This is a genomic window from Brevundimonas sp. CEF1 (genome assembly GCF_051353055.1).
Lineage (GTDB): Bacteria > Pseudomonadota > Alphaproteobacteria > Caulobacterales > Caulobacteraceae > Brevundimonas.
This window is the reverse complement of sequence record NZ_CP195593.1, coordinates 205066-230520: the sequence shown is the minus strand read 5'-3', so window position 1 is coordinate 230520 and position 25455 is coordinate 205066. Positions and strand designations below refer to the sequence as shown.

Genomic DNA, 25455 nt, shown 5'->3' with positions numbered 1-25455 from the left:
CGTCAGGCTGACGCAGCCCGCATCTGGTCCCGATGACCAGCACCCCGACCGCCACAGCCACGACGCCCAAGGGGCCGGGGTTCGCCGAATTCGTCTGCCTGATCGCCGTCATGATGGCGATGAACGCCCTGGCCATCGACGCCATGCTGCCGGCCCTGCCGCACATCGGCGAGGATCTGGGCGTGGTCAACGAGAACACCCGCCAGTGGGTTATCACCGCCTATCTGCTGGGCTTTGGCGGGGCGCAGTTGTTCTACGGCCCCCTGGCCGACCGGTTCGGGCGTCGGCCCATCCTCTTCATCGGCATCGGCCTCTATGTCGGCTTCAGCATCCTGGCCGCCTTCGCCCACTCATTTGAATGGCTGATCCTGTCACGCATCGGCATGGGCATGGGCTCGGCCGCGACGCGGGTGCTGGCCGTCTCCATCGTGCGCGACCGTTATTCCGGCCGGACCATGGCGCGGGTCATGTCGCTGAGCTTCCTGGTCTTCCTCGGCGTGCCAATCCTGGCCCCGACCGTCGGACAATTGATCATGCTGGTGGCGCCCTGGCGCTGGATCTTTGGCTTCTTCGCCCTGTTCGGCGGCAGCTTCCTTTTGTGGGCCGCCCTGCGCCTGCCCGAGACCCTGCACCCCGAAGACCGCATGCCGATCAAGTTCAAGCGCATCGCCGGCGCCTTTGGTCAGGCCCTGACCAGCCGCATCGGCATGGGCTACACCCTGGCCATGACGGCGATCAGCGGCGCCCTGTTCGCCTTCATCAACTCGTCGCAGCAGATCTTCTTCGACGTCTTCAAGTCGCCCGGCCTGTTCACCACCGTCTTCGCCATGGTGGCCGGCGGCATCGCCCTGGCCTCGGTGCTGAACTCGCGCATGGTCGAGAAGCTGGGCTCGCGCCTGATCGCCCACACGGCCCTGCTGGGCTTCATCGGTTTCAGCGTCCTGCACGCCATCGTCGCCTATACGGGGCATGACAGCCTGTGGGTCTTCGCCGCCTTCCAGGCCTGCAAGATGTTCTGCTTCGGCTTCATCGCCGGCAACTTCGGCTCCATGGCCATGGAGCCCATGGGCCATATCGCCGGCACGGCGGCCTCGGCCCAGGGCTTCATCTCGACCATCGGCGGCGCCCTGCTGGGCTTCTGGATCGGCCAGCATTTCGACGGCACCACCGTGCCGATGACGGTCGGCTTCGCGGCCTTGGGCGTCCTCGCCCTGCTGCTGGTCCTGGCCGCCGAGAAGGGGCGGCTGTTCAAGGCGCACCACCTGCCGCCCGTGGCTGCCCCCGCCTCAACCAAGGCTTGATCTTTACGGCGCGAGGGAGCCTGTTCGCACGCATCTGAATACGGAGCGTTCGATGACCCTGAAGCTGGCCGGCCTGGTATCCGCCATGGCCCTGACCGCGGCGCTTGGCGCCTGCGCCACCGCCCCCGCCCAAGCCCCCGAAGGCAGCGTGCCGATGACACCTCTCGCCCCCGCGACCCCGGCTGCGCCCGCCTTCGTCTACGCCAACGACATCCACTCCAACGCCCGCCCGGCCGAGGCGCGCGTCGGCCATGTGGCGCTGGACCTGACCGCCGACTTCGCCGCCAAGACCCTGTCGGGCTCGGCGACCCTGGACGTCACCGGCCGCGTCGGCGCGACCGAGGTGGTGCTGGACACCAAAAACCTGAACATCCGCGGCGTGCGCGATGTGCAGGGCCGCCCGCTGCGCTATGAGCTGGGCGCCGTGGACGCCATCAAGGGTCAGGCCCTGACCGTCCACCTGCCCGCCTTCGCCGGGACCGAGGTCCAGAAGGTCGTCGTCGACTATTCCACCCGCCCCGACGCGGCGGCCCTGCAATGGCTCAGCCCGCAACAGACGGCGGGCGGCCAGAAGCCCTATCTGTTCAGCCAGGGCCAGGCCATCTTGACCCGCACCTGGGTCCCGACCCAGGACAGCCCCGGCATCCGCCAGACCTATTCGGCCCGCATCAATGCCCCCGCCGACCTGACCGTGGTCATGTCCGCCGAGCACCTGACGCCGCAAGGCGAAGCCGCCGCTGCAGCCAGTCAGAAGGCCTGGCGCTTCGACATGGATCGCCCGATCCCGCCCTATCTGATGGCGGTGGCCATCGGCGACATCGCCTTCGCCCCCTTCGATGAGCGCACCGGCGTCTGGACCGAGCCGAGCCGTCTGCAAGCGGCCCAGACCGAACTGCAATCGACCCCGCGCATGGTGGACGCCGCCGAGGCCCTCTACGGCCCCTATCGCTGGGGCCGCTATGACCTGCTGGTCCTGCCGCCCAGCTTCCCCTTCGGCGGGATGGAGAACCCGCGCCTGACCTTCGCCACCCCGACCATCATCGCCGGGGACCAGTCGCTGGTCTCGCTGGTGGCCCACGAACTGGCCCATAGCTGGTCGGGCAATCTGGTGACCAACGCCACCTGGTCGGACATCTGGCTGAACGAAGGCACCACCGTCTATTTCGAGAACCGGATCATGGAGGCCCTGTACGGTCGCGACCGCGCCATGCAGGAGCAGGTCCTGGGCTGGGGCGAGCTGTCGGCGGAACTGGCGACCACCGCGCCGGACGACACCAAGCTGCACATCGACCTGACCGGACGCGACCCCGACGACGGCCTGTCGGGCGTGCCCTATGAAAAGGGCGCGGCCATGCTGCGTACGATCGAGCGCATCGTCGGTCGCGAAACCTTCGACGCCTGGCTGCGCGGCTATTTCGACCGCCACGCCTTCCAGCCCATGACCGACGTCGGCTTCCTCGCCGACATCCGCGAAAACCTGATCAAGGGCGATGCGGCGCTGGAGGCCCAGCTGCAGCTGGAAAACTGGATCTACCAGCCGGGCATGCCGTCGAACTGGGTCCCGCCGGTCTCCCACGCCTTCGAAGCCGTGGATCAACAGGCCAAGACCTTCTTCGCCGACAAGGGCCCGGCCTCGGCCATCGACTGGAAGAACTGGAACACCCAGCAGCGCCAGCGCTTCCTGGCCTGGCGCCCCGAGGGTCTGGCGGCGAGCGCCGACTGGCTGACCACGGCGCAACTGGCCGATCTGGAGAAGACCCTGAACCTGGCCAATGAAGGCAACGCCGAGCTGACCTTCGCCTGGCTGCAGATCGCCCTGGCGCACCGCTATGAGCCGGCCGTGGCCACCGCCGACCGCTTCTTGACCAGCCAGGGCCGTCGCAAGTTCGTCCTGCCCCTGTTCCAGACCCTGTGGGGCGAAGGCGACTGGGGCCGTCCAATCGCCACGCGCATCTACGCCAAGGCCCGGCCGCTCTATCACCCGGTCACCTCGGGTTCGGTGGATCAGCTGGTGGGCCGGCCGTAAGACCTGAAAGCCCTCCCCCTCGAGGGGGGGGGTTGGGTGGGGGTGGCGGCAGACGGCGTCCAACTCGGCGCCCGAGACGCCGTCGCGCCCCAGGCGCTTCAGCTTCCAACGTCGCGCGCGCACCCCCATCCCCGGCCCTTCCCCCCTCGAGGGGGAAGGGAGCAGTGCGGCTACAGATCCACCACCTCGACCCCGTCCTCGCGGGCCAGCCGGTCGGCGAGGACGGCGCGGTGGCAGCCACAGGCCTCGGCCTCGAAACACAAGAGGGCGACGCGCTTTTCGCCCGCCACATGGCGCAGCTGCTGAAAGGCGGCCTCGGCGACCGGCTCGCGCATATGGGCGTTGAAGATGGCGTGCATGGCGGCCACGTCGCCCTTCCTCGCCGCGTCGCGTCCGGCCTTGGGCGTGCCGAGCGCCCGCAGTTGCAGGTAGTCCAGCCCCTCCGCCTTCAGGCTTTCACCCAGCACCGTCTTGGAAAAGCCCGCGATGCGCGACGAGGCCACGGCCCGCACGTCGGCGACCAGCTCGACCCCCGCCGCCTTCAGCCGGTCGATGACCTGGGCCTGGGTCGAGCCTTCATAGCCGATGGTGAACAGCTTCATGCGGCCAGCATCGAACGAAAGCCGCCCGGCGCCAAGCCTTGCGGCCCCATGCCCATGGCAGCGCCCAAAGCAAACCTCGATGCCGTCAGCCAAGGGTGGAAAGAGGACCTCGACCGGCGGACGTCTTGATGATTGAAAACGCTTGAGCGAAGATGTCGTCATGGCAACTACAGCGATAATCTTGCTAGCTACTTATATGGCGATGGCTGCCTGGATGTATGACCGCGCGCAGAAACGCTTTCGTCATCGTGCGAAGCTGCCTATGCAGTGGGGACTAAATAGACGTCCGAACTGGTATGCTCCTCGCCACGTTGCGCTAATCGTGACGCCCATACTTGGCGGGATCGGTTTCTTGGCTGCGGCTTTGATAGTCGCAACGATGCCGCAGCCGCCAAATGGAACGACCGATCAGGTTGTTTGTCTGCTAGTCGGGTTGGGAGCGTTGGGCTTAGCCGTCTACGCAGGATACCTCTGGCTTGTGGCTCGTTGGGATCGCGCCACCTCCGGCATCGTAGAATAGAGTGCATGTCCGCAACGGGCCGAACGCTTAAGTTCGCGCCCCGTCGAGCAGCCGACACTCGCGCGAATTTTCTTTTCCGGGTTTGCGCATCGCTGTCGCGGACTTGACGCCGGAACCGGCGACCCGCTCCCTAGGCTGAAGTTGGAGGACGTCCCATGATCCGCACCGCCCTGAAGGCCATCCCGCTGGCCGCCGCTCTGATGCAGGCCACGGCCCCCGCCGCCTTCGCCCAGAACATGGTGATCCACGGCGGGACCATCTACACGGGCGACCCCGCCCAACCGACCGCAGAGCAGGTGATCGTCCGCGACGGACGGATCATGTCGGTGGGCGCCGAGACGGCCGTGGCGGGTCCCGCCGACATGCAGGTCATCGACCTGAAGGGCGCCACCCTGTTTCCCGGCTTCACCGACGGCCACGCCCATCTGGACGGCATCGGTTGGCGCGAGATGACGTTGAATCTGGAAGGCTCGGCCTCGGTCGTCGAGGCCATGCAGCGGCTGAGCGACTGGGCCAGGGTCCACCCGGAGGGCGTCATCGTCGGGCGCGGCTGGATCGAGACCCATTGGCCCGAGAAGCGCTTCCTGACCGCCGCCGATCTCGACGCCGCGGCGCCGGGCCGCATCGTCCTTCTGACCCGCGCCGACGGCCACGCCGTGGCCGTGTCCAGCGCCGCCATGATTGCCGCCGGGATCGACGCGAGCACGGCCTCGCCGTCCGGCGGCGACATTCTGAAAGGAGCGGACGGACAACCCACCGGTCTGCTGATCGACGCCTCGGGCGATCTGATCGCGGGCCTGGCGCCCCAGGCCGACGCGGCGGCGACCCGCGCGGCCTATCGCGCGGGCTTCGGCGTCTATGCCCGCTATGGCTGGACCGGCATCCACTTCATGAGCGCGCCGTGGAAGGACGTGCCCCTGATGGAGCAGATGGCGCGGGACGGCGAGGCGCCGGTGCGGGTCTATAACAGCATCGACATGGGCGACGCCCGCGCCTTGATGGCGGGTGGTCCGCGCGAGGCGGCGGACGGGCGGATCATCACCCGGGCCATCAAGTTCTACGCTGACGGGGCCCTGGGTTCACGTGGCGCCATGCTGTTCGAGCCCTACTCCGACCGGCCCGACACCCACGGCCTGATGCGCACCTCGCACGACGAGGTCATGCCCCTGTATCAGGAGGCCCTGCGCACCGGCATCCAGATCGCCACCCACGCCATCGGCGACAAGGGCAATCACGAGGTCGCCGCCTGGTACGAGGAGGCCCTGCGCGCCGTGCCGAAGTCCGAGTGGAAGCTGGCCGATCCGCGCTGGCGTATCGAGCACGCCCAGATCATCCGGCCCGCCGACTATCACTACTTCGACGAACTGCCGATCATCGCCTCGATGCAGCCCAGCCACGCCATCGGCGACCTGCATTTCGCCGCCGACCGCCTGGGCGACGCCCGGCTGGACGGGGCCTATGCCTGGCATACCCTGGTGGAGCGGGGCGTGATCGTGGTCGGCGGTTCCGACGCCCCGGTCGAGCGCGGTGATCCCCTGATCGAGTTCTACGCCGCCGTGGCGCGGCGCGACCTCAACGGCTTCCAGGGGCCGGACTGGCGTCCCAATGAAGCGGTGGATCGGGCGACGGCGCTGAAGATGTTCACCCTGTGGCCCGCCTACGCCAGCTTCCGCGAGGACGAACTGGGCACCATCGAGGTCGGCAAGCGGGCGGACTTCACCGCCTTCAACATCGACCTGATGACCGTGCCCGCCGCCGACATCCCCAAGGGCCATGCGGTCCTGACCGTGGTCGACGGACAGGTGGTCTATCGGGCCGACTAAGGTCCTTCTCCCAGCCCTGTGCGTTGCGGCGGGGCGGCGCATCGGTTAAGCCCCGGCCATGGAATTCTTCTCCGGTCGCCCATTGCGGCCGGGGCTTGGCGTTGGAGCGCTCAGATGGCTGATTTCGCCCCCGGACTGGTCACCGTTTTCGGCGGCTCGGGCTTTGTCGGAACCCAGGTGGTGCGGGCCCTGGCCAAGCGCGGCTGGCGCGTGCGCGTCGCCGTGCGCAAGCCCGCCCTGGCCTATGAACTGCGCATGGCCGGCGACGTCGGCCAGATCCAGACCGTCCGCTGCGACATCACCGACAAGGCCGCCGTGGCCGAGGCGATCAAGGGCGCCGACGCCGTGGTCAACCTGGTCGGCATCCTGTTCGAGACCGGCGGCCGCAAGTTCGAGGCCCTGCACGTCGAGGGCGCCGTCAACGTCGCCGAGGCCGCCAAGGCCGCGGGCGTCCAGCGCCTGACGCACATGTCCGCCCTGGGCGCCGACGTGAACGCCAAGGCCGCCTATGCCCGCACCAAGGGCGCCGCCGAGGCCGCCGTTCGCGCCGCCTTCCCCAGCGCCGTGGTCATCCGTCCCTCGGTCATCTTCGGCAAGGGCGACGACTTCCTGAACAAGTTCGCCGCCATGGCCACCTGGTCGCCCGCCCTGCCCCTGATCGGCGGCGGCGTGACCAAGTTCCAGCCCGTCTATGTCGGCGACGTGGCCGAGGCCATGGCCCGCGCCACCGTCGCCCCGGAAGCCGAGGGCCAGACCTTCGAACTGGGCGGCCCCTCGGTCTGGACCTTCGAGGACATCCTCAAGTTCATCCTGCGCGAGACCAACCGCAACCGCTTCCTGGTCCCGCTGCCCTTCTTCGCCGCCCGCATCCTGGGTTCGCTGGCGCAGATCCCGGCGGCCATCGGCCTGAAGCCGGCCCTGACCAAGGACCAGGTCCTGATGCTGGAGAGCGACAACCTCGTCTCGCCGGGCGCCGAGGGCCTGGCCGCCCTGGGCGTCGAGCCCACCGGCCTGGAGGCCATCGCGCCGAGCTATCTGTTCCGCTACCGCGTCGGCGGGCAATACGCCGAAAGCCCGGCGGCGGCCTGATCGGCTCCGCCCACGAAAAACCCCTCGGGACCCGCGTCCCGAGGGGTTTTTGTTTGGGCGCTGATCTTTGCTTTCCTCCCCATTTCATGGGGAGGTGGCGCGGAGCCGTAGACGACGTGACGGAGGGGACGGCTCGACGGCGGACCTTTGCGTCGCCCCCTCCACCGCTACGCGGTCCCCCTCCCCATGGAATGGGGAGGAAAGTAATTTACAGCGCGCCCGTCACGGCCAGACCGATGATGCCGGCCACGCCGACGACGATCCGCCACCAGGCGAAGGGGCCGAAGCCGCGCTTGGAGACGAAGTCCAGCAGGAAGCGCACCACCACCAGGGCCGTCAGGAAGGCGGCGATGAAGCCCACCGCGATCAGGCCGAGGTCGCTGAAGTCCAGCACGTCACGGTTCTTGAACAGGTCATAGGCCACCGCCGCCCCCATGGTGGGCAGGGCCAGGAAGAAGCTGAACTCGGCCGCGGAACGCTTGTCGGTCTTCAGCAGCAGGCCGCCGGCGATGGTGGCGCCCGAACGCGACACGCCCGGGATCATGGCCAGGCACTGGAACAGGCCGATCAGGAAATAGACGCGCATCGGATAGCGGTCGGCGTCCAGATAGACCGGGAACTTGTCCACCCGGTCCAGCCACAGCAGCACCAGGCCGCCGAGGATCAGGGCGATGCAGATGACCAGGGGCGTTTCGAACAGCACCGTCTTGATGAAGCCATAGGCGAAGAAGCCGATCACGGCGGCGGGCAGGAAGGCCACCAGCAGGCCGATCAGGAAGCGTCGCGCCTCGGGATCGAAGGGCCAGCGTGTCGCCAGAAACCACAACCGCTTCAGATAGACGCTGATGATGGCCAGCAGGGCGCCCAGCTGGATGACGATCTCGAACGTCTTGCCGGTGCTCTCGAAGCCGAGGAAATGCCCCAGCAGCAGCAGGTGGCCGGTGGAGGACACCGGTATGAACTCGGTCAATCCCTCGACCAGACCCAGAAGGATCGCCGTCAGCCAGTCCGCCATGGAAACTCCGTCTTGTCCGGCGGCGGTTCGTCCGCGCCGGGCGCCCGCCTTCCTTAGCGCCCCGGACAAGACGCCGCCATTGGCGGATGCGCGGTTTTGCGCGACAAGGGCGGGGATGACCGCCTCCTCTCTCGACGACGCTCACGCCACGACCCGCCGCATCACCACCCTGTCGGTGGGGACGGCGACCATCCTGATCGTGATGAAGGCCTTTGCGCTCGGCGCCTCGGGGTCGGTGTCGATCCTGGCGACCCTGGCGGATTCCTCTCTGGACCTGATCGCCTCACTGGCCACCTTCTTCGCCGTGCGCTGGGCCGCCGCCCCGCCGGACGAGGAGCATCGCTATGGTCACGGCAAGGCCGAGGCCCTGGCGGCCCTGGTCCAGGCGGGACTGGTCTTCGCCTCCGCCGTCTTCATCGGCTGGGAGGCGGTGCAGCGCATCTTTGACCCGCGCCCCGTCACCGCAGGCGGCTGGGCCGTCGGCGTCGTCGTGGTCTCGATCGCCGTCACCCTGTGGCTGGTGTGGATGCAGACCCAGGCCCTGAAGAAGACCTCGTCCCTGGCCGTGGCCGGCGACCGCGCCCACTACGCCGCCGATCTGGCGGCCAATGTGGTGGTGCTGATCGGCGTCATCTCGGGCGCCTATCTGGGCGCGCCGGGGCTGGATGCGGCGGCGGGTCTGGTCGTGGCGGTCTGGCTGTTCTGGGGCGCGACCTCCATTCTGCGCGACGCCGCCGACCACCTTCTGGACCACGCCGCGCCCGACGCCGACCGCGCCGCCGTGGTCGCCGCCGTTCTGGCCGACCCGCGCATCGGCGGCGTGCACCAGCTGCGCACCCGCATGGCCGGCCAGGTCCTGATGGTGCAGATGCACGTCGATCTGGAGCCCAGCCTGACGCTGGAGGCCGCCCACGCCATCGTGGTCGAGGCCGAGCAGCGCATCGAAGCCGCCTTCCCCCATGCTGACATCCTGATTCACGCCGACCCGCGCGGCCAGGCCGAAGCCCAGGCCGAGCGATCCGAAAGCCGCGTCGAGCCGCTGACGGCCTCGTCCGGCCCCTGGTCATAGGCTGCGACCGGGCGTCGCGGTAAACGGAGCCTTAACGAGCGCGGGCGCATGGGTTGAGCAATGTCCGCGCCCGCCGTCCTCTATCATTTCGCCTTCCATCCCGGCTCGCGCACGGCACGACTGGCGCTGGGCGAGGCGCGCGTCGATTTCGGCGAGGAACTGGTCAAGCCGTGGGAAGAGGACTGCCCCCTCTTCGACCTCAATCCTTCGGGGATGCCGCCGGTCCTAAGCGTGACCGAAAAGGGCAAGACCCTGACCCTGTGCGAGACCGAGGCCATCCTCGGCTGGATCGAGGACCGGGCCAAGGGCGACGTCCTGATGCCCGCCGACATGGCCGAGCGCGCCGAGACGCGGCGTCTGGCGACCTGGTTCAACCGCCGCTTCATCGACGAGGTCGACGCCGTTCTGCTGCACGAGCGGATGGAAAAGCCCCTTCTGCGGCTCGGCCCGCCCGAGGCGCGGATGCTGCGCGAGGGCCGCGACGCGCTGCGCGTCCACCTGGCCATGCTGGAAGGTCTGGCCGCCGGGCGTGAATGGCTGGCCGGGCGTCGGCTCAGCCAGGCCGACCTGATCGCGGCGGGCCACCTTTCGGTGCTCGACTATTTCGGCGAGATCACCTGGGCGTCCTATCCGTCGCTGAAGACCTGGTATTCCAAGCTGAAGTCGCGGCCCTGTTTCCGGCCGCTGCTGAGCGACCGTTTCCCCGGCGTCCATCCGGCCACCTGGTACGCCGACCTCGACTTCTGAGGTTTTCCCTTGCCGTCATCCCGGACGAAGGCGCGCGCAGCGGGCCGAAGATCCGGGACCCAGACGGTGGAAATCAATCGCCCCCGCCGTGCATGAAGCCGCCGCCTGGGTCCCGGATCGGCCTGACGGCCGTCCGGGATGACGGCCGGAGGTGTCAACGGACTCGACTCCCTCACTCAACCGCATCAAACGAGCCTCATGGCGGCCGATCCCCGCATCTTCATCCGACAGCGCGCCGCCGAGCTGGGCTTCGGCGTGTGCCGCTTCGCCTCGGCCAGCGAACCGTGGAGCGCGGGCGAGAAGCTGGCCCATTTCGTCGAAGCCGGGCGGCACGGCGACATGGGCTGGATGGAGACGACGCTGGAGCGCCGCGCCCACCCCACCGCCATGTGGGACGGGGCGAAAACCGCCGTCGTCCTGGGCATGAACTACGGCCCCGAGGCCGATCCCCTGCCCGAGCTGCAAGACACGTCGGCCGGCTATATCTCGGTCTATGCGCGCGGCGACGACTATCACGAGGTCATCAAGGGGCGGCTGAAGATCCTGGCCGGGCAGATGGCCGCGCGGCTGGGACAGGAGGTGAAGGTCTTCGTCGACACCGCCCCCTTGATGGAAAAGCCCCTGGCCCAGCGCGCCGGTCTGGGCTGGCAGGGCAAGCACACCAATCTGCTGAGCCGCACCCACGGCAACTGGCTCTTCCTCGGCGTCATCCTGACCGCCGCCGAGATCGAGGCGGATGCGCCGGAAACTGAACACTGCGGCCGCTGCACCGCCTGTCTGGACGCCTGCCCCACGAAGGCCTTTCCCGCGCCCTTCCAGATCGATGCGCGGCGCTGCCTGTCCTATCTGACCATCGAGTATGCGGAGCCCTGGCCGGTTGAGTTCCGCATCGCGGCGGGGCCGCGCATCTATGGCTGCGACGACTGCCTGGGCGCCTGTCCGTGGAACAAGTTCGCGCAAGGGGCGTCGGAGGCGCGCCTGCACGCCCGCGAAAACCTGAAGGGGCCGAGGCTGGCCGACCTGCTGGCGCTCGACGATCCGGCCTTTCGCGCCCTGTTCACCAAGAGCCCGGTCAAGCGCATCGGGCGCGACCGGTTCATCCGCAACGTCCTCTATGCGGCGGGCAACTCAGGTGACGCCGCGCTGATCGCCCCGGTCGAGGCCCTGCTGGACGACCCGGCGCCCGTGGTGCGCGGGGCCGCGGTCTGGGCCCTGTCGCGGCTGGATGGCGCACGGTTCGCGGCCTCGCGCGAAGGGCGGCTGGCTGGTGAAGAAGACGAGGGCGTGAAGGCGGAATGGCGTCCTTCTCCCCTTGCGGGAGAAGGTGGCTCGCGCAGCGGGTCGGATGAGGGGGCGCGCACCCGATAGTCATAGAAAGGGGGTTTCCCACGTCGAGAAACCCCTCATCCGTCAGGCTTCGCCTGACACCTTCTCCCGCAAGGGGAGAAGGGCAATCATCAGACGTCAGCCGAACCCACGCCGCGACCGCCGCCCGGCACCTGGGCGACGTCCAGCAGCTTGAGCCGGAAGACCAGGACAGCGTTGCCCGGAATCATCGGCGGGCCGCCCGCTTCGCCGTAGCCCAGCTCGGGCGGCAGATAGAGGACCCATTCGTCGCCGGGCTTCATCAGTTGCAGGGCCTCGGTCCAGCCCGGCACCACGCCCTCGGGCGAGAAGACAGCGGGGGCGCCGCGCTTGAACGAGCTGTCGAAGACCGTCCCGTCGGTCAGGCTGCCCTCATAGTCCACGCGCACCAGGTCGTTGCGGTCGGGATGGGCGCCGCCGGCCGGGCCGCTGGCGACCACCTTGTACTGCAGGCCCGACGGCAGGGTTTGAACCCCCTCCGCCGAGGCGTTGGTCTTCATGAAGGCGGCGGCGGCCTCGGCGTTCCTGGCCAGGTCCGCGCTCGACACGGCGGGCTGGCGGTTACAGGCGGCCACGGCCAGCAAGGCGGCGACGGAAACCGCCGCCAGAGCGGGCTTAGCCCATGCGAAGTTCATAGCCACGTTCCTTGAGGGCTTCGCCGATTTCCTCGGCATGTCGGGCGTCGCGGGTCTCGACCATGATGTCGAACTCCGCTCCCTTGGCCGGCACGTCCAGCGCCAGCCGGTTATGCACGACGTCGATGATATTGCCGCCCAGACCGCCGATCACGGCGGCCATGGCCGACAGCATGCCGGGACGGTCGTCGCCCAGGATGCGATAGACGATCAGGCGCTTCTCGCGGACCATTTCGCGGTTCAGCACCACGGCCAGCATGCGGGCGTCGATATTGCCCCCCGTCAGCTCGACGCCGACCTTCATGCCCTTGAATCGTTCGGGGTTGGCCAGGATGGCGGCCAGGCCGCCGGCGCCGGCGCCCTCGGCCACGGTCTTCTCCAGCGTCGCCAGCAGGGCCACGCCCTTTTCGAAATCGGCCTCCTCGCAGACGAAGACCTCGTCGATCAGGCCGTCGGCCAGGGCGAAGGGGATTTCGCCCACGGCCTTGATGGCGATGCCCTCGGCGATGGTCTGCCCGCTGCACTTGGCCGGCTCATGACGGCGTCGCGCGGTGAAGGAGGGGTAACGGGCGGCCTCGACGCCGAAGATCTTGATGTCCGGCTTGACCGCCTTGGCGGCGATGGCGCTGCCGGCGATCAGTCCGCCGCCGCCGATGGGAATGATCAGGGCGTCCAGATCGGGCGCGTCCTCGAGGAACTCCAGCCCCGCCACACCCTGACCCGCGACGATGCCTTCGTCGTCGAAAGCCGAGACGAAGACATAGCCGTGCTCGACCTGAAGCCGCTTGGCCTCCTCGGTCGACCCCGAGAAGTCGAGACCGCGAATGACGACATTGGCGCCGTGGGCGCGGGTGCCGTCCACCTTCACGAAGGGGGTGCCCTCGGGCATGACGATGGTCACCGGCACGCCCAGGCGGCCACCGTGATAGGCCAGGGCCTGGGCGTGGTTGCCGGCCGAGGCGGCGACGACGCCGCGCTTCATCTCATCCGGCGTCAGCTGCAGCAGCCGGTTCAAGGCGCCGCGCTCCTTGAAGCTGCCGGTGAAGTGCAGGTTGTCGTACTTGATCCAGATCTCGGCCCCGGTCAGTTGCGACAGACGGCGCGAATAGCGGACCGGCGTGCGGTCCACCTGGCCGGCGATGCGGGACTGCGCCGCGCGGATATCGTCGATGGTGACGGTCATGAAGCCCCTGAATTCGTTTCTCGGCCGGTCTCTGCGCCCGGTCTCCGGCGCCCTTGTGACGCACCCGAAGCGGACGGGCAACCTTGACTCTCGAGGCCATGGAGGGTCATGCCGGTGACGCTTGAAACGAGTTCCGGGAGCCCCTCCATGTCGACCCGTCGCCCTTCCCTCGCCCTTGCCGCCATTCTGGCCGGCGCCCTCGCGCTCGGCGCCTGCGCCACCATGCCCATGAACGGGGTCGCGCCCGCCGACTCGACCGAGTTCAGCGCCGACGCCTTCGCCTGGTCGACCCGTGCGGGACAGGCCTCGATCGAAGGCCGCGTGGCCTTCGCCCAGGACGGCAAGAGCTTCCACTGCGTCGGCAATGTCGGCCTGATCCCCGACACCGGCTATACCCGCGCCCGGATGCAGCGCCTCTACGGCTCGACCGATCGAGCCGCCGTGCCCGCCGCCGTGGTGCGCGCCCGCTCGGCCGGCGAACAGGGCGCCGACTACCGTTCGTTCGAACGCGCCCAGGCCTGCGCCAACGACGTCTTCCGCTTCAACGGTCTGCCCGACGGCAGTTGGTTCCTGATCTCGCCGGTCAAGGCGGGCGACGACATCGTGGTGCTGATGAAGCGGGTCCAGACGCGCGGCGGGCGTATGATCAACGTCACCCTCGGAAGTTGAACGACGCCAAGGATCGGCGTTCGCCATCCTTTGGCCTTACGGGACCGCTCTGTGAACTGATCCATTCCTGGACAGTCGGGGAGCGCGTTCTTGTCCCAGCATAACATCATGGGTTCCGAGGCCTTCAACAAGGGCCCCTTCGTCATCATCCGCGCCGTGAAATCCGGCGGCTTCCGTCGTCGCCGGTCACGCTCGATCGCGGCCTATGTGGTGGTTGCGGTCCTGGCCCTGTCGGCCGGCGCGGCGGTCGCCGCCTTCGCCCTCGGCCCCCTGCTGGTCCAGGCCGACGCCGCCAGCGCCGCGACACCGGCCCCCGCGACAGGCCCTGTCACGCCGACGCCTGCCGTGGTCGGCGTCCCGTCGCCCGCCGCCTAAGGCTCGCGCCCCCTCAGGGGCCGACGAAGCTCAAAGCCTCGGCGAACAACTCGCCACGGCTGCGCACGCCCAGCTTCTGATAGGCGTGCTTCAGGTGCGTGCGCAGGGTCTCGATCGAGATGTCCAGCGCCTGGGCGACCCGGCCGGTCTCGGCGCCGGCCAGCAGCATTTCGATGATCCGGCCTTCCGACGGCGTCAGCAGGTGGTTCTCGATCAGGGCCTGAAAGCGGATCTCGCTTCGCGCCCGCTGCAAGGTCAGGCCGATCAGGGCGTCGGGCGCGGCGCAGACCTCGCGCGCCCAGGCCACCCAATGACGTCCGCCCTCGCCCGGCACCACGGCGCAGCCCGCCTCCTCGGGCCGCGCCGCCGCGACCAGGCCGACGATGATGGCCGAGCGCGGCGTCAGCCGCCCGTCGCACATCTCGAACGCCTCGCCCTCATCGCGCAGCCCCCGCGCCGCCTCGTTCATCCACATCACGTCGAGTTCGCGCGTCACGATCAGCCGGGCTCGGCGCTCGCTGTCGATCCAGTTGGCCAGGGCTCGACCGCAGACGGCGTCCGGCCCGGCTTCATCCGTCGCGGGGGGACGCCGCCGGTCCCGCGACACGCGCCGGTCGGTAGAAAACCAGAACGGTTCTCCGGGCGCGCCGGCCGCCAGATCAATCTCAACAGAACTCTGCGCCACCCTGACACTCCAAGCTCTGGCCGCCCCCGTCCGACCGGTTGTTCCACCACCCCGTCACGACGCCACAATATCGACGAATTTGACCATACCCCAAAATATTCCCGTAAACACCCCACAGATTGGTGATATTCAAAACTGACGATCCGATGCAGAGTTCGGAAAAATAACCAGCAACCAACACCATGTTATACATTTATGCTCAGAAAATACTCTAAATTATAACAACTGATCTGCCAACGAAGTGAAATGGAGATTACTAACAAGTTGTTAACGACGCAAATTGATGAACTGTCACGTCTTTCCAGGAGGAGACGCCTCCGATAGCGCCTCGCCCCCCGATGATTTTACAATCAAGGACACCGGAAAGACTTCGGGCGGGTTCAAGATCACGCCGACCGTCGCGACATGACATCGCGCGCGCGGCCGTGTCGCCGGACCCCAGGCGCGCCGATCGCCACCACCGCGTTTGCGGGATCGACGCGTCAACGGGCGGGCCGGGCGTGGGCGCATCCGCCCCCGCTCAAACATGGGCGCTTCGGCGCGACGACCTCACGCGGAACTGCACGCCCCCCAGCGTTCCGCACGACCGGAGTCGCCGCCGAAGCGTCAGGCCTGCCGCCTCGGGGAAGCCTGTCCGTAAAATCACGAGAGGGAATGGAGCGGCCGGCGGGAATCGAACCCGCGACATTCAGCTTGGGAAGCTGACGTTCTACCTCTGAACTACGACCGCATCGGGGGCGGACCATAGAGGGCGGGGCCGAAAAGGAAAGGCCCGGCGCGGGGCCGGGCCTGTGGAAAATCGGCAGGGCGGGGCGGTTCAGTCGCGGATGCGTTCGACCGAGACGCCGCGTTGCTCCAACTGCGCCTGAAGGCTGTCGGAACCCGCCAGATGGCCGGCGCCGACCGAGATGAAGGCCGTGCCCGAACCCGCCAGCAGGGTCTGGATCTGATCGGCCCAATTCGTATTCCGTTGCGTCAGCATGACGGCGTACATCTCGGGGGATTCCGCCTTCATCTCCTGGCCGATCAAGGCGTCCAGTCCTTCGACATCGCCGGTGGACCAGGCGGTGACCATCTGGCCCAGGACGACCTCAGCCGTGTCGAACTCCTTGAGGCCCGAGCGCAGCATGGCCAGTTGGGCGTCTTCGGACATGTCGGCGATGAAGCCGATCTGCTGCGGTGCGGTCTCGAAGCCCTTGATCGGCTTGCCGGTGGCGGCGGCGCGCGCGTGCAGGATCTGATCGCCGCCGTTGGCCGCGACGTAGCCGGCCTTCTGGATCGAGGCGAGCGCCAGTTGCAGGCTGGCCAGCCAGGGGCGCAGCGGGTCCAGTTGCGCCGCCGTCGCGCCGACGGTTCGGGCGGCGGCGTCCAGGTCGGTCATTTCCTCGGCGGTCAGCAGGCTGGACAGAGGACGGTCGGGCGACACGCCCTTGGCCTGAATCACAGGCATGACGCCGGTCTGATCGGCCAGGTCCGCGATCTCGAACCAGTATTCGTCGGCGCTGGCGAAGGCCTGATCAACGCGAGCCGTGCCCCAAGGGGTTTCAGGCTTCAGCACATGGACCGTGCCGAACAGATAGATAGTCGAGTCGGCGTCGCGCACCACCCACAGGCCCGGCCCGGAACCGGCCGGCGCCGCAGTGACCGCGACGGGCGCGGCGGCTGTCGCCTGCGCCATGGCCGAGGGCGCGAGCAACAGGGCCGACAAGGCGGCCCCGACAGCCAGGGTCGATCGCACACAGGCGGTCAGTCGGGCGATAGACATGAAGAGTGTCCTTTGTGGCTGAAGGTCAGTCGGTCCGGCGCGCCGAACCCTATTGCTCGTCCGAGAAGATGGATTCGATCGGCAACTGGAACAGGCGCGCGATCTTGAAGGCCAGCGGCAGGGAGGGGTCGTAGCGGCCGGTCTCCAGCGCATTGACGGTCTGGCGCGAGACGCCGAGTTCGGTCGCCAGGTGGGCCTGGCTCCAGTCGCGCTCGGCGCGCAGGACCTTGAGACGGTTGTTCATGCCGCCCTCCTCAGCGCCGACCCAGCCACCACCAGGCCCAGGCGACGGTATAGCCGATCAGCATCAGGGTCAGCATGGCGAAGGCGCCTGTGGCGGCATAGGCGGCGGGATCGGTGCGATCCGAATACCAGGCGGGAATCTGGATCATCGCGGATTGAGGCAGGGAGGCCATGATCACCAGAACGCCCCCCACGGCCATGCCGCTGGAACCGCCCCAGAACCAGGCCCACTTGTGCGCCTCCTGGGCCGCCTCGTCGATCGAGGACATCCACCGCAAGCCGACCCACAGCGAGATCAACATGGTCAGGGCGGCAAAAGCGCCTACGACCCAGAGGACGGCGGTGCTGGTCATGACGTCCTGCCCCTTGCCCTCCATATAGCCCAGGACGGCGCCCATGATGAAGCCCGCCAGCAGGATCACGCCGAACCCCGCCACGGTCTGGAGAATGAGTTTACGTTTGCTGGCCAAGACGCCCTCCCGATCTGACAAGCGTGTTTTACATCACGATGGGCGGGCGTCAAGCGAGGTTGTCAGATCATTGCTCGCTCATTCCGCCGGTGCGTTCAACAGTTCGGGGCGGCTGAGGGTGCGGGGCGACTGTTCGACGGCGGTCAGTTCGGGCAGGTCCTTGCCTTCGTGGTCGACCTGCAGGTCCTCGAAGCGGCGCGCCGAGACCATGACCTGGCTCTCCAGCGAGCCGACAAACTGGTTGTACTTCCCGACAGCGGTCTCCAGCGCCCGGCCGACTGAGGCGGCGTGGCCGCCCATGACCGACAGGCGCTTGTAGAGCTCCTTGCCCAGGCGGGCGACGTCCTCGGCGTTCTTGGCCTGCTCCTCGGCGCGCCAGCCATAGGCGACCGCCTTGCACAGGGCGAACAGGGTGGTCGGGGTGACGATGACCACGCGCGAGGCCATGGCGTCCGTCATCAGGTCGGGTTCGTGATCCAGGGCTGCGGCCAGGAAGGCGTCGCCGGGCACGAACATGGCGACGAAGTCGGGGCTGGGCTTGAACTGGTCCTGATAGGCCTTGGACGACAGCTGGCGGACGTGGGTCTTCATGCTGGCGGCGGTGCGCAGCGACATGGCCTGGGCCTGGGCTTCGTCATCGCCGTCGGCTTCGTCGGCGAAGGCCAGCGACACCTTGGCGTCGATGACGAACATGCCGCCTCCCGGCAGTTTGACGATGAAGTCGGGGCGCTGCTGACGGCCCTCGTCATTGGCCGAGGAGTTCTGCTCCTCGAAGTCGAAGCGGCCGGCCATGCCGGCGGCCTCCAGCACATTGCGGCAGGTCTGCTCGCCCCAACGGCCGCGACGGCCGGTATTGCCCTTCAGGGCCTCGGTCAGGCGGCGCGCCTCGTCCCGGGTGGCGGTCGAGGCGGTCATCAGGGCGGCCAGCTGCTCCTTCAGCCCGCCGGTATCCTCGGCGCGGGTCTTCTCCAGGGCGGCGACGTGTTCCTGGAACTTGGCCAGAGTTTCGGACACCGGCTTGAGCTGGGCCTCCATGCGCTCGCGGGCGACGCGGTCCTGGGCCTGGAAGGTCTCGGTGGCGCGGGCCACCAGCTTGGTCGCCACGGCCTCGGCCGACTGAGAGGCCTGGGCCTTGAGGAAGTCGGCCATCGAATCGCGGCTCTCCTCCATCAGCTCCAGCCGGGCGTCGGCGGCGTCCAGCGCCCCCTTGGCCTTCTGCCAGCCCATGAAGGCCCAGAAGAAGCCGGCGACCGCGGCCACGGCGACGACCAGCAGGATGAGTTCGAGCGTGTTCATGCTCCGTTCCTAGCCGGAGTCGGGGCTGGATCATAGCCTCCCTCTCCCGATGGGAGAGGGCTTGAGCCTCCAAGAGTGCAGCGATTGGCAAGGCGAAAGGGTGAGGGTCCACAGCGTCAGTCGGCGTGAGCCGTCGCACAACGGCCTTAGGTCGACTTCAAGCGCCAACCCTCACCCTTTTGCGCAAGAACGATCGCTGACGCTCTCGTGCGCTCAAGCCCTCTCCCATCGGGAGAGGGAATCTTACGCCGGGCGGCGCGCCCGCAGCGCCTGAACAATCGTGCCGTCGTCCAGCCAGTCCAGTTCACCGCCGACGGGGACGCCGCGCGCCAGCGACGTGACCTCCACGCCCGCCGCCGACAGGCGCTCTGCGAGATAGTGGGCCGTGGTCTGACCGTCGACGGTGGCGGGCAGGGCCAGAACCACCTCCCTCGCCTCGCCGCCTTTTGCACGGCCGATCAGTTCGGCGATGCGCAGTTGCTCGGGGCCGACGCCGTCCAGGGCGGACAGCAGGCCGCCCAGGACATGATACTTGCCGCGAAAGGCGCCAGACCGCTCCATGGCCCACAGGGCGCCGGCCTCCTCGACCACGCAGATCAGGGCGTTGTCGCGGCTCTGGTCCGCGCAGACGGAACAGGGATCGCGCGTGTCGGGCGAGCCGCAGACCGAGCAGTTGACGACCTTTGCGGCCGTTTCCGCCAGCGAGGCGGCGAGCGGAACCAGAAGTTGCTCGCGCCGCTTCAGCAAGGCCAGGGCCGCGCGCCGGGCCGAGCGCGGCCCCATGCCCGGCAGCTTGGCCAGCAGGCTGATGAGGCGTTCGATTTCCGGTCCGGCGGAAGCGGCCATCAGAAGAGTTTCGGCATCCCCGGAATGTTCATCCCGGCCATGGGGCCGGCGGCCTCGCGCATCAGGGCGTTGTTGACCTCGTCCAGCTTGCGCTTGGCGTCGGCGTGGGCGGCGACGATCAGGTCGGCCAGGATCTCTCCCTCGCCCGGCGCCATCAGGCTGTCGTCGATCTTCACCGAGGTGATCTCGCCGGGGCCTTTCAGGGCGATGGAGACAAGGCCGCCGCCCGAGGTGCCCTCGGCGGTGGTTTCGGCCATTTTCGCCTGGGCGTCCTGCAGCTTTTGCTGCATGGCCTGGGCCTGTTGCATCAGGGCGTTGAGGTCTTTCATACCCCCTAGATAGGGCGATCCGCGGCCGGGCTCCAGACCCTGTGGCCGAACATTGATCCACATCAGCAACAGATTTTGTAGCCAATCCCCTTGACGCCGACGCGGGACAAGCCATATTCGCCACAACTGAAGTTGCTAATCCTGTTCAGGAGCTTTCCCCATGGCCTTCGACGCCCTTTCCGCCCGCGACGTTCCGGTTTCCGATTCGGTTCTGGCCCAGCTGTTCACCGAGGCGCGTACGCGCAACGGCTGGAGCGACCGCCCCGTGTCGGACGACCTGCTGCGCCAGCTCTACGACCTGACCAAGTTCGGCCCGACCGCTGTCAACATGACCCCGGCCCGCTTCGTCTTCGTCACCTCGCCCGAGGCCAAGGCCCGTCTGTCGGTCCATATGGCCGAGGGCAACCGCGCCAAGACCCTGGCCGCCCCGGTCAACCTGATCATCGCCCAGGACATCGATTTCCACGACACCCTGCCCAAGCTGTTCCCGCACGCCCCCGGCGCCCGCGACTGGTTCCTGGACGAGGCCGGCCGTCGTGAAGCCGCCTTCCGCAACGCCTCGCTGCAGGGCGGCTATCTGACCATCGCCGCGCGCGCCCTGGGTCTGGACGTGGGTCCGATGTCGGGCTTCGACGCCGCTGGCGTGAAGGCCGAGTTCTTCCCCGACAGCAATGTCGAGCCGAACTTCATCATGAACCTGGGCTACGGCACGGACGAAAACCTCTTCCCGCGTTCGCCCCGCCTCGACTTCGAGGAAGCCGCGCAGATCCTGTAAGCAAAGAGGCCGTCATCCCGGCCGCAGCGCAGCGGAGAGCCGGGACCGCCCAGAACGCCGACGTCAGCTCTTCCTGCGGTCCCGGATAGCCCTACGGGCTTCCGGGATGACGGGCTGGATCAGTCTTCCTCGTCGTCCTCGGGGATGGCGGGCATTTCGACCGCAGGCGCCAGGGTCTTGATGTCCTTGATCTCTGCGCCGGGGAAGGCCTGCATGATGGACACCACGAAGGGGTCCGCCTCGACCGCCGCCCGGCGGGCGGTGCGGGCCTTTTTCTCGATCTCGATCAGGGTCTCGCCGCCGCCCTGACCATTGGCGGCGATCAGCCAGGTGCGGCCGGTCCATTCCTTGAGCCGCGAGGCCAGACGCCGCGCCAGATCGACGGGCGAACCGGCGGCCGGTTCATAGACGATGGCGCCCGGCTTGAACGACACCGGCTTCACATAGCGCTCGACGTCCATCTGCAGCGTGATCTCACGCTTGTCGCCGATCAGGGCGACCACGGCCTCGAAGGTCTGGGGATCGGGAAAGGCGGGCTGGGCCACGGGCCGAGCCGCCAGCATGGCCGAGGCGCCGCCGCCTCCACCGCCGCCCCCGCGAGGCCCGCCCGCGCCGCCGCCGCCCGGCAGGGTCCCGCCCGACTGGATGGCCTTCAGCGCCTCTTCCGGTCCCGGCAGGTCGGCGGCGTAAGCCAGACGGACGATGGCCATTTCCACCGCATCCGCCGGATTGGGCGCACGCCGCACCTCGTCCAGGGCCTTGAGCAGCATCTGCCAGGTGCGCGACAGGGTGCCGGCGGAAATCGCCGCGCCCAGGGCCGTCAGCTTCTGCGCCTGATCATTGGGCAGGCGGGTGGCGTTCGGGCCCAGCATCTTGGCGACCGAGGCCGCGTGGCAATGCTCCAGCAGGTCATTGGTCACCTGCACCGGATCGGCGCCATAGCCGTAGAGGGTGCGGAAGTTCTCCAGCGCCTCGGCGGTGCGACCCGCCATGATCGATTCGAACAGGGCGATGGTTTGCGTGCGGTCGGCCAGACCCAGCATGTCGCGCACGGTCGCGGTCTGCACCGTCGCGCCGCTCTCGGCCTGAACCAGGGCCTGATCCAGCAAGGACAGGCCGTCGCGGACCGAGCCCTCGGCCGCGCGGGAAATCAGCGCCAGGGCCTCCTGCTCGATCTTCATGCCTTCGCGGTCGGCGATGCGGCCCAGGTGGCCGACCAGGACCTCGGGCTCGACGCGGCGCAGGTCGAAACGCTGGCAGCGGCTGAGGATCGTCACCGGGACCTTGCGGATCTCGGTCGTGGCGAAGATGAATTTGGCGTGGGGCGGCGGCTCCTCCAGCGTCTTCAGCAGGGCGTTGAACGCCTGCGTCGACAGCATGTGGACCTCGTCCAGCACATAGACCTTGTAGCGGGCCTCGACCGGCGCGTAGCGGACGCTTTCCAGGATGTCGCGGATGTCGTTGACGCCGGTGTGCGAGGCGGCGTCCATCTCCATGACGTCCATGTGCTGGCCGGCCATGATGGAGGCGTCGTGACGACCGTGCGCCGTCAGGGCCAGCGACGGCTTGTCGATAGTCTCCGTCTCATTGTTCAGGGCGCGTGCCAGCAGGCGGGCGGTCGTCGTCTTGCCGACGCCCCGCACCCCGGTCAGCATGAAGGCGTGGGCGATGCGGCCGGTGGCGAAGGCGTTGGTCAGGGTCCGAACCATGGCCTCCTGACCGATCAGATCCTCGAAGGCGCGCGGGCGGTATTTGCGGGCCAGAACCTGATAGGCGCCGTCGCCGGCGGGTTCGTCTGCGAAGGGCTCGGCCTTGGGCGGCGCCGGAGCAGCGGGCGCGGCGACGGGTTCGGGCGCAGCGGCGGGCGCGCCGAACATGTCGTCGGTGTTCTCGTCCCGCTCAGGAACGTCCTCCTCCCAGGGAGGGCCATCAAGACTCGGATCGACGTCGCTCATGATCCTGTCTTAGCGCGAGAGGGCGCGGTCGCGCACCCCCTCGCGAGAGACACAGGCTCAGAGATCGGTGGGCAGACGGCCGCCGTTGTCCTTGATCTTCTGAATCACCTGCTTGTGCAGCCAGATGTTCATGCTGGCGCTGTCGGACTTGTCGCCGGTATAGCCCAGCTCATCGGCCAGTTCCTTGCGCTCGGCCAGCGAGGATTCCAGCCCGACCAGCTTCATCAGATCGACGATGGAGGTGCGCCAGTTCAGCTTCTGCGCCCGCTGGTCGTTCATGAAGTCGAGGATGCCGGCGACATCGACCTCGGGCGCCGGGGCGACGGCGGCGGGCGCAGCGGGCGCGGCCTGAGGCGCGACAGGCGCGGCGGTCGGCGCGGGCGCCGGCGCGGCGGGGGCCGGCTCTTCCTTTTTCTTCTTGAAGATGCCGCCGAGGATGGACCCGAGAATGCTCATTCGCCTGCTCCTGAAAGGGTGAAGTCCTTTCAGCGGGTCAGGGCGATTCCGGTTCCGTGAAGCTTGCGAGACGCACCCACGAAGCTCTGCGAAAAAACAGAGTCCAATTCGTCTGAATAGTCTGAAATCGCGCTCAAGCGGTGAGCGATCGCGTCGCGAGCATAGCGCCAAAATAAAGGTAGAGACCGCGACCCGAAGGTGAATTCGTTGTGGCTGCTGCCTTCCGGCCCTGACCAGATTGGCGAAGCCTTCGCCCGCGATCTCCGAGGAGGGATATGACGGCTGACGGCGTCAGAATCAAGAGGTCTAAGCAAGACCCCTCCCCGCGTCGTCTTGTCGGGGGTATGGAAGCGCCATGCCCCACACCCATGTCTTCTCCGGCAATCCGCTCGACCGCTCGGGCGACCTCCGCAACGACGCCGCCTGGCTGGGCGAGCAGGAAGCCAATCCCGAGGCCCTGGCCATGGTGCTGTGGGAGGGGCGGCCCCTGGTCGAGGACCACGAGGGCGGACAGCGTCTGGTCTGGCTGGCCCTGAGCCACGGCCGCGACCTGGTCCCCGACCGCGACGTCTTCCTGGGTCTGTGGAAGGGGGCGCCGGTGTTTGCGGTAGAGTTCGAGAGCTCCATCGACCCGACCACCGGTCCCGCCGGGGGTCTGGGCCAGTTCATCGAGATGCGCGCCGCCGCGGCCGCCCTGTCGGAAACCGACGTCGCCATCGCCGGCACCGCCAAGAGCCTGTTCGACTGGCGTCGCCGTCACGGCTTCTGCGCCGCCTGCGGCAAGGCGACGGACCAGGCCTCGGGCGGCTGGCGACGGATATGCCCGGCCTGCGGGGTCGAGCATTTCCCGCGTGTCGATCCGGTCGTCATCATGCTGCCGGTGTTCAAGGGCGGCGCAGAACCCCGCTGCCTGCTGGGTCGTCAGGCCGCCTGGCCCGAGGGCCGGATGTCGGCCCTGGCCGGCTTCATGGAGCCCGGCGAATCGGTCGAGGAGGCCTGCGCCCGCGAGGTGATGGAGGAGGCGGGGCTGACCGTCTCGGACGTGGCCTATCACTCCAGCCAACCCTGGCCCTTCCCCGCCCAGCTGATGATCGGCCTGATCGCCGAGGTCACGGACGACAACGCCGCGCCAGACCAGACCGAGTTGGAGGCCGTGGCCTGGCTGACGCGGGCCGAGGCGCGGGCGGTGCTGGCCGGGACGCACGGGTCGATCCACGCCCCGCCGCCGTTCGCCATCGCGCGGCGGCTGCTGGAGACCTGGGCGCACGAATAAGGCCCTTCTCCCCTTGTGGGAGAAGGTGGCCGAGCGCAGCGAGGTCGGATGAGGGGTTTCGCGACGGCAAGTCGCGGCCCCTTATCAACCCCCTGAGAGACCCCTCATCCGTCAGGCTTCGCCTGCCACCTTCTCCCACAAGGGGAGAAGGGAAAGAACGGCTCAGGCCAGGGCCCGGGCCGCTTCCAGATCGGCCGGATTGTCCACCGACAGCGGGGCTTCGTCGATGACCGAGGCCCAGATCTGCAGGCCCATTTCCAGGGCGCGCAGTTGTTCCAGCTTTTCGCGCTTCTCCAGCGGGGACGGCGGGGCGGCGCAGAAGCGCATCAGGGCCTCGCGGCGGTAGCCGTAGATGCCGACGTGGCGCCAGACGGGGCCGTCGCCATAGAGGGTCGAGCGGGTGAAGTAGAGGGCACGGCCGCTGCTCCCACCCTCGGGCAGGGCCAGAACGGCCTTCACCACGTCAGGGTTGGCCCGATCAGAGGCGTCGGCCTCGGCAGCGACCAGGGTGGCGATGTCGCAGGCTGATTCGCGCGCCAGCAGGTCGGCGCAGGCTCGCGCCAGATCGGGCGAGGCGAAGGGCATGTCGCCCTGGATGTTGATGACCAGGTCGTGGGCGCCGTCGGGATCGACCGCCTCGACCGCCGCGCGGATACGATCAGAGCCGCTGGGCAGGTCGGGATCGGTCAGGACGGCCAGGCCGCCGGCCGCCTCGACCGCCGCGACGATCTCGGGATCGCCCGCCGCCACGGCGACGCGGAAACCGGACAGGGCCGCCTGTTCCCAGGCCCGCACGATCATCGGCTTGCCGCCGATGTCGGCCAGGGGCTTGTTCGGCAAACGGGTCGCCGCCATGCGAGCGGGTATCATTATCAGCGGATTCATCGACTTGACGACGTCCAGAGGCGCCCGGAAGCGGCCGGGCCGGTTGCGAAGGTCGCGC

General features: G+C 68.2%; 25 protein-coding genes, 1 tRNA gene, 1 other RNA gene and 1 pseudogene. 11 read left to right on the top strand and 17 right to left on the bottom strand.

What is annotated here, in order from left to right:
• Nucleotides 1-32 precede the first annotated feature (32 nt).
• Complete coding sequence (locus ACR9FL_RS01160) at nt 33-1301, top strand: multidrug effflux MFS transporter (RefSeq protein ID WP_436356791.1); 1269 nt, start codon at nt 33-35, stop codon at nt 1299-1301.
• A gap of 52 nt (nt 1302-1353) precedes the next feature.
• Complete coding sequence (locus ACR9FL_RS01155) at nt 1354-3327, top strand: M1 family metallopeptidase (RefSeq protein WP_436356790.1); 1974 nt, start codon at nt 1354-1356, stop codon at nt 3325-3327.
• Nucleotides 3328-3497: 170 nt separating this feature from the next.
• Here ACR9FL_RS01155 and ACR9FL_RS01150 read toward each other — a convergent pair whose 3' ends face one another.
• Nucleotides 3498-3929, bottom strand: a complete 432-nt coding sequence (locus ACR9FL_RS01150) for a DUF488 domain-containing protein (RefSeq protein ID WP_436356789.1) — start codon at nt 3927-3929, stop codon at nt 3498-3500.
• Between the two features lie 675 nt (nt 3930-4604).
• Here ACR9FL_RS01150 and ACR9FL_RS01145 point away from each other — a divergent pair.
• Together ACR9FL_RS01145 and ACR9FL_RS01140 are read left to right on the top strand one after the other, a co-directional pair.
• A complete protein-coding gene (locus ACR9FL_RS01145; protein ID WP_436356788.1) occupies nt 4605-6272 on the top strand; it encodes an amidohydrolase in 1668 nt (555 codons plus the stop codon).
• 114 nt (nt 6273-6386) lie between these two features.
• Nucleotides 6387-7361: a complex I NDUFA9 subunit family protein gene (locus ACR9FL_RS01140; RefSeq protein WP_436356787.1), complete on the top strand. Its 975-nt coding sequence runs from the start codon at nt 6387-6389 to the stop codon at nt 7359-7361.
• 208 nt (nt 7362-7569) lie between these two features.
• On the opposite strand, the gene ACR9FL_RS01135 is transcribed toward ACR9FL_RS01140, so the two are convergent.
• Nucleotides 7570-8376: an undecaprenyl-diphosphate phosphatase gene (locus ACR9FL_RS01135; protein WP_436356786.1), complete on the bottom strand. Its 807-nt coding sequence runs from the start codon at nt 8374-8376 to the stop codon at nt 7570-7572.
• Between the two features lie 115 nt (nt 8377-8491).
• On the opposite strand from ACR9FL_RS01135, the gene ACR9FL_RS01130 reads away from it, so the two are divergent.
• From ACR9FL_RS01130 to queG, 3 genes are all read left to right on the top strand, one after another.
• On the top strand, nt 8492-9445 hold the full coding sequence (locus tag ACR9FL_RS01130) for a cation diffusion facilitator family transporter (RefSeq protein WP_436356785.1): 954 nt from the start codon (nt 8492-8494) through the stop codon (nt 9443-9445).
• 60 nt (nt 9446-9505) lie between these two features.
• Nucleotides 9506-10192 carry an FtsZ-binding protein FzlA gene (fzlA, locus tag ACR9FL_RS01125; protein WP_436356784.1) on the top strand — a complete coding sequence of 229 codons (687 nt, stop codon included), beginning with the start codon at nt 9506-9508 and terminating at the stop codon, nt 10190-10192.
• Between the two features lie 198 nt (nt 10193-10390).
• Nucleotides 10391-11560 carry a tRNA epoxyqueuosine(34) reductase QueG gene (queG, locus tag ACR9FL_RS01120; RefSeq protein WP_436356783.1) on the top strand — a complete coding sequence of 390 codons (1170 nt, stop codon included), beginning with the start codon at nt 10391-10393 and terminating at the stop codon, nt 11558-11560.
• On the opposite strand, the pseudogene ACR9FL_RS01115 reads toward queG, so the two are convergent.
• From ACR9FL_RS01115 to ACR9FL_RS01105, 3 genes and pseudogenes are all read right to left on the bottom strand, one after another.
• Nucleotides 11494-11650 (bottom strand): annotated as a pseudogene (locus ACR9FL_RS01115) (hypothetical protein); the annotation flags it as partial. The gene queG and the pseudogene ACR9FL_RS01115 sit on opposite strands and share 67 nt — an antisense overlap.
• Entirely contained in the window at nt 11650-12192 is a 543-nt protein-coding gene (locus ACR9FL_RS01110) for an FKBP-type peptidyl-prolyl cis-trans isomerase (RefSeq protein ID WP_436356782.1), read from the bottom strand. The pseudogene ACR9FL_RS01115 and the gene ACR9FL_RS01110, both read right to left, overlap by 1 nt.
• Nucleotides 12173-13375, bottom strand: coding sequence for a threonine ammonia-lyase (locus ACR9FL_RS01105; protein ID WP_436356781.1), 1203 nt, complete (start codon nt 13373-13375; stop codon nt 12173-12175). Before ACR9FL_RS01105 ends, ACR9FL_RS01110 begins: the two co-directional genes overlap by 20 nt.
• A 147-nt stretch (nt 13376-13522) precedes the next feature.
• Here ACR9FL_RS01105 and ACR9FL_RS01100 point away from each other — a divergent pair, with 147 nt between their 5' ends.
• Both ACR9FL_RS01100 and ACR9FL_RS01095 read left to right on the top strand, forming a co-directional pair.
• Nucleotides 13523-14044, top strand: coding sequence for a hypothetical protein (locus tag ACR9FL_RS01100; RefSeq protein ID WP_436356780.1), 522 nt, complete (start codon nt 13523-13525; stop codon nt 14042-14044).
• Between the two features lie 90 nt (nt 14045-14134).
• Nucleotides 14135-14419 carry a hypothetical protein gene (locus ACR9FL_RS01095; protein ID WP_296172539.1) on the top strand — a complete coding sequence of 95 codons (285 nt, stop codon included), beginning with the start codon at nt 14135-14137 and terminating at the stop codon, nt 14417-14419.
• A gap of 13 nt (nt 14420-14432) precedes the next feature.
• On the opposite strand, the gene ACR9FL_RS01090 is transcribed toward ACR9FL_RS01095, so the two are convergent.
• The 8 genes from ACR9FL_RS01090 to ACR9FL_RS01055 form a co-directional block, all read right to left on the bottom strand.
• Nucleotides 14433-15104 (bottom strand): helix-turn-helix transcriptional regulator, encoded by a 672-nt coding sequence (locus ACR9FL_RS01090; RefSeq protein WP_436356779.1) that lies wholly within the window; start codon nt 15102-15104, stop codon nt 14433-14435.
• A gap of 655 nt (nt 15105-15759) precedes the next feature.
• Nucleotides 15760-15834: transfer RNA gene (locus ACR9FL_RS01085), tRNA-Gly, on the bottom strand.
• Between the two features lie 87 nt (nt 15835-15921).
• Nucleotides 15922-16869, bottom strand: a complete 948-nt coding sequence (locus ACR9FL_RS01080; RefSeq protein WP_436356778.1) for a TraB/GumN family protein — start codon at nt 16867-16869, stop codon at nt 15922-15924.
• Nucleotides 16870-16918: 49 nt separating this feature from the next.
• A complete protein-coding gene (locus ACR9FL_RS01075; protein WP_436356777.1) occupies nt 16919-17113 on the bottom strand; it encodes a helix-turn-helix transcriptional regulator in 195 nt (64 codons plus the stop codon).
• A gap of 10 nt (nt 17114-17123) precedes the next feature.
• Nucleotides 17124-17582 (bottom strand): hypothetical protein, encoded by a 459-nt coding sequence (locus ACR9FL_RS01070; protein WP_296172530.1) that lies wholly within the window; start codon nt 17580-17582, stop codon nt 17124-17126.
• A 78-nt stretch (nt 17583-17660) separates the two neighbouring features.
• On the bottom strand, nt 17661-18878 hold the full coding sequence (locus ACR9FL_RS01065; RefSeq protein WP_436356776.1) for a DNA recombination protein RmuC: 1218 nt from the start codon (nt 18876-18878) through the stop codon (nt 17661-17663).
• 243 nt (nt 18879-19121) lie between these two features.
• The gene (gene recR / locus ACR9FL_RS01060) at nt 19122-19724 is read right to left on the bottom strand and encodes a recombination mediator RecR (protein ID WP_436356775.1); all 603 of its coding nucleotides are present in this window, start codon (nt 19722-19724) and stop codon (nt 19122-19124) included.
• Nucleotides 19724-20053 (bottom strand): YbaB/EbfC family nucleoid-associated protein, encoded by a 330-nt coding sequence (locus ACR9FL_RS01055; RefSeq protein ID WP_436356774.1) that lies wholly within the window; start codon nt 20051-20053, stop codon nt 19724-19726. Before ACR9FL_RS01055 ends, recR begins: the two co-directional genes overlap by 1 nt.
• Nucleotides 20054-20213: 160 nt before the next feature.
• On the opposite strand from ACR9FL_RS01055, the gene ACR9FL_RS01050 reads away from it, so the two are divergent.
• Complete coding sequence (locus ACR9FL_RS01050; protein WP_436356773.1) at nt 20214-20828, top strand: malonic semialdehyde reductase; 615 nt, start codon at nt 20214-20216, stop codon at nt 20826-20828.
• A 119-nt stretch (nt 20829-20947) separates the two neighbouring features.
• On the opposite strand, the gene ACR9FL_RS01045 is transcribed toward ACR9FL_RS01050, so the two are convergent.
• The 3 genes from ACR9FL_RS01045 to ffs form a co-directional block, all read right to left on the bottom strand.
• Nucleotides 20948-22783, bottom strand: a complete 1836-nt coding sequence (locus tag ACR9FL_RS01045) for a DNA polymerase III subunit gamma/tau (protein WP_436356772.1) — start codon at nt 22781-22783, stop codon at nt 20948-20950.
• A gap of 57 nt (nt 22784-22840) precedes the next feature.
• On the bottom strand, nt 22841-23239 hold the full coding sequence (locus ACR9FL_RS01040; RefSeq protein ID WP_436356771.1) for a DUF3597 domain-containing protein: 399 nt from the start codon (nt 23237-23239) through the stop codon (nt 22841-22843).
• Between the two features lie 174 nt (nt 23240-23413).
• Nucleotides 23414-23507: signal recognition particle sRNA small type (ffs, locus tag ACR9FL_RS01035), an RNA gene on the bottom strand.
• A gap of 87 nt (nt 23508-23594) precedes the next feature.
• On the opposite strand from ffs, the gene nudC reads away from it, so the two are divergent.
• Nucleotides 23595-24512 (top strand): NAD(+) diphosphatase, encoded by a 918-nt coding sequence (gene nudC, locus ACR9FL_RS01030; protein WP_436356770.1) that lies wholly within the window; start codon nt 23595-23597, stop codon nt 24510-24512.
• Nucleotides 24513-24674: 162 nt separating this feature from the next.
• Here the strand turns inward: nudC and ACR9FL_RS01025 are convergent, their stop codons facing one another.
• Complete coding sequence (locus tag ACR9FL_RS01025; protein WP_296172513.1) at nt 24675-25397, bottom strand: 3-deoxy-manno-octulosonate cytidylyltransferase; 723 nt, start codon at nt 25395-25397, stop codon at nt 24675-24677.
• Between the last annotated feature and the right edge of the window lie 58 nt (nt 25398-25455).

Coding starts and splice junctions, on each gene's coding strand:
- ACR9FL_RS01160 (WP_436356791.1), top strand. CDS start 33: ATGACCAGCACCCCGACCGCCACAGCCACGACGCCCAAGGGGCCGGGG.
- ACR9FL_RS01155 (WP_436356790.1), top strand. CDS start 1,354: ATGACCCTGAAGCTGGCCGGCCTGGTATCCGCCATGGCCCTGACCGCG.
- ACR9FL_RS01150 (WP_436356789.1), bottom strand. CDS start 3,929: ATGAAGCTGTTCACCATCGGCTATGAAGGCTCGACCCAGGCCCAGGTC.
- ACR9FL_RS01145 (WP_436356788.1), top strand. CDS start 4,605: ATGATCCGCACCGCCCTGAAGGCCATCCCGCTGGCCGCCGCTCTGATG.
- ACR9FL_RS01140 (WP_436356787.1), top strand. CDS start 6,387: ATGGCTGATTTCGCCCCCGGACTGGTCACCGTTTTCGGCGGCTCGGGC.
- ACR9FL_RS01135 (WP_436356786.1), bottom strand. CDS start 8,376: ATGGCGGACTGGCTGACGGCGATCCTTCTGGGTCTGGTCGAGGGATTG.
- ACR9FL_RS01130 (WP_436356785.1), top strand. CDS start 8,492: ATGACCGCCTCCTCTCTCGACGACGCTCACGCCACGACCCGCCGCATC.
- fzlA (WP_436356784.1), top strand. CDS start 9,506: ATGTCCGCGCCCGCCGTCCTCTATCATTTCGCCTTCCATCCCGGCTCG.
- queG (WP_436356783.1), top strand. CDS start 10,391: ATGGCGGCCGATCCCCGCATCTTCATCCGACAGCGCGCCGCCGAGCTG.
- ACR9FL_RS01110 (WP_436356782.1), bottom strand. CDS start 12,192: ATGAACTTCGCATGGGCTAAGCCCGCTCTGGCGGCGGTTTCCGTCGCC.
- ACR9FL_RS01105 (WP_436356781.1), bottom strand. CDS start 13,375: ATGACCGTCACCATCGACGATATCCGCGCGGCGCAGTCCCGCATCGCC.
- ACR9FL_RS01100 (WP_436356780.1), top strand. CDS start 13,523: ATGTCGACCCGTCGCCCTTCCCTCGCCCTTGCCGCCATTCTGGCCGGC.
- ACR9FL_RS01080 (WP_436356778.1), bottom strand. CDS start 16,869: ATGTCTATCGCCCGACTGACCGCCTGTGTGCGATCGACCCTGGCTGTC.
- ACR9FL_RS01075 (WP_436356777.1), bottom strand. CDS start 17,113: ATGAACAACCGTCTCAAGGTCCTGCGCGCCGAGCGCGACTGGAGCCAG.
- ACR9FL_RS01065 (WP_436356776.1), bottom strand. CDS start 18,878: ATGAACACGCTCGAACTCATCCTGCTGGTCGTCGCCGTGGCCGCGGTC.
- recR (WP_436356775.1), bottom strand. CDS start 19,724: ATGGCCGCTTCCGCCGGACCGGAAATCGAACGCCTCATCAGCCTGCTG.
- ACR9FL_RS01055 (WP_436356774.1), bottom strand. CDS start 20,053: ATGAAAGACCTCAACGCCCTGATGCAACAGGCCCAGGCCATGCAGCAA.
- ACR9FL_RS01050 (WP_436356773.1), top strand. CDS start 20,214: ATGGCCTTCGACGCCCTTTCCGCCCGCGACGTTCCGGTTTCCGATTCG.
- ACR9FL_RS01045 (WP_436356772.1), bottom strand. CDS start 22,783: ATGAGCGACGTCGATCCGAGTCTTGATGGCCCTCCCTGGGAGGAGGAC.
- ACR9FL_RS01040 (WP_436356771.1), bottom strand. CDS start 23,239: ATGAGCATTCTCGGGTCCATCCTCGGCGGCATCTTCAAGAAGAAAAAG.
- nudC (WP_436356770.1), top strand. CDS start 23,595: ATGCCCCACACCCATGTCTTCTCCGGCAATCCGCTCGACCGCTCGGGC.
- ACR9FL_RS01025 (WP_296172513.1), bottom strand. CDS start 25,397: ATGAATCCGCTGATAATGATACCCGCTCGCATGGCGGCGACCCGTTTG.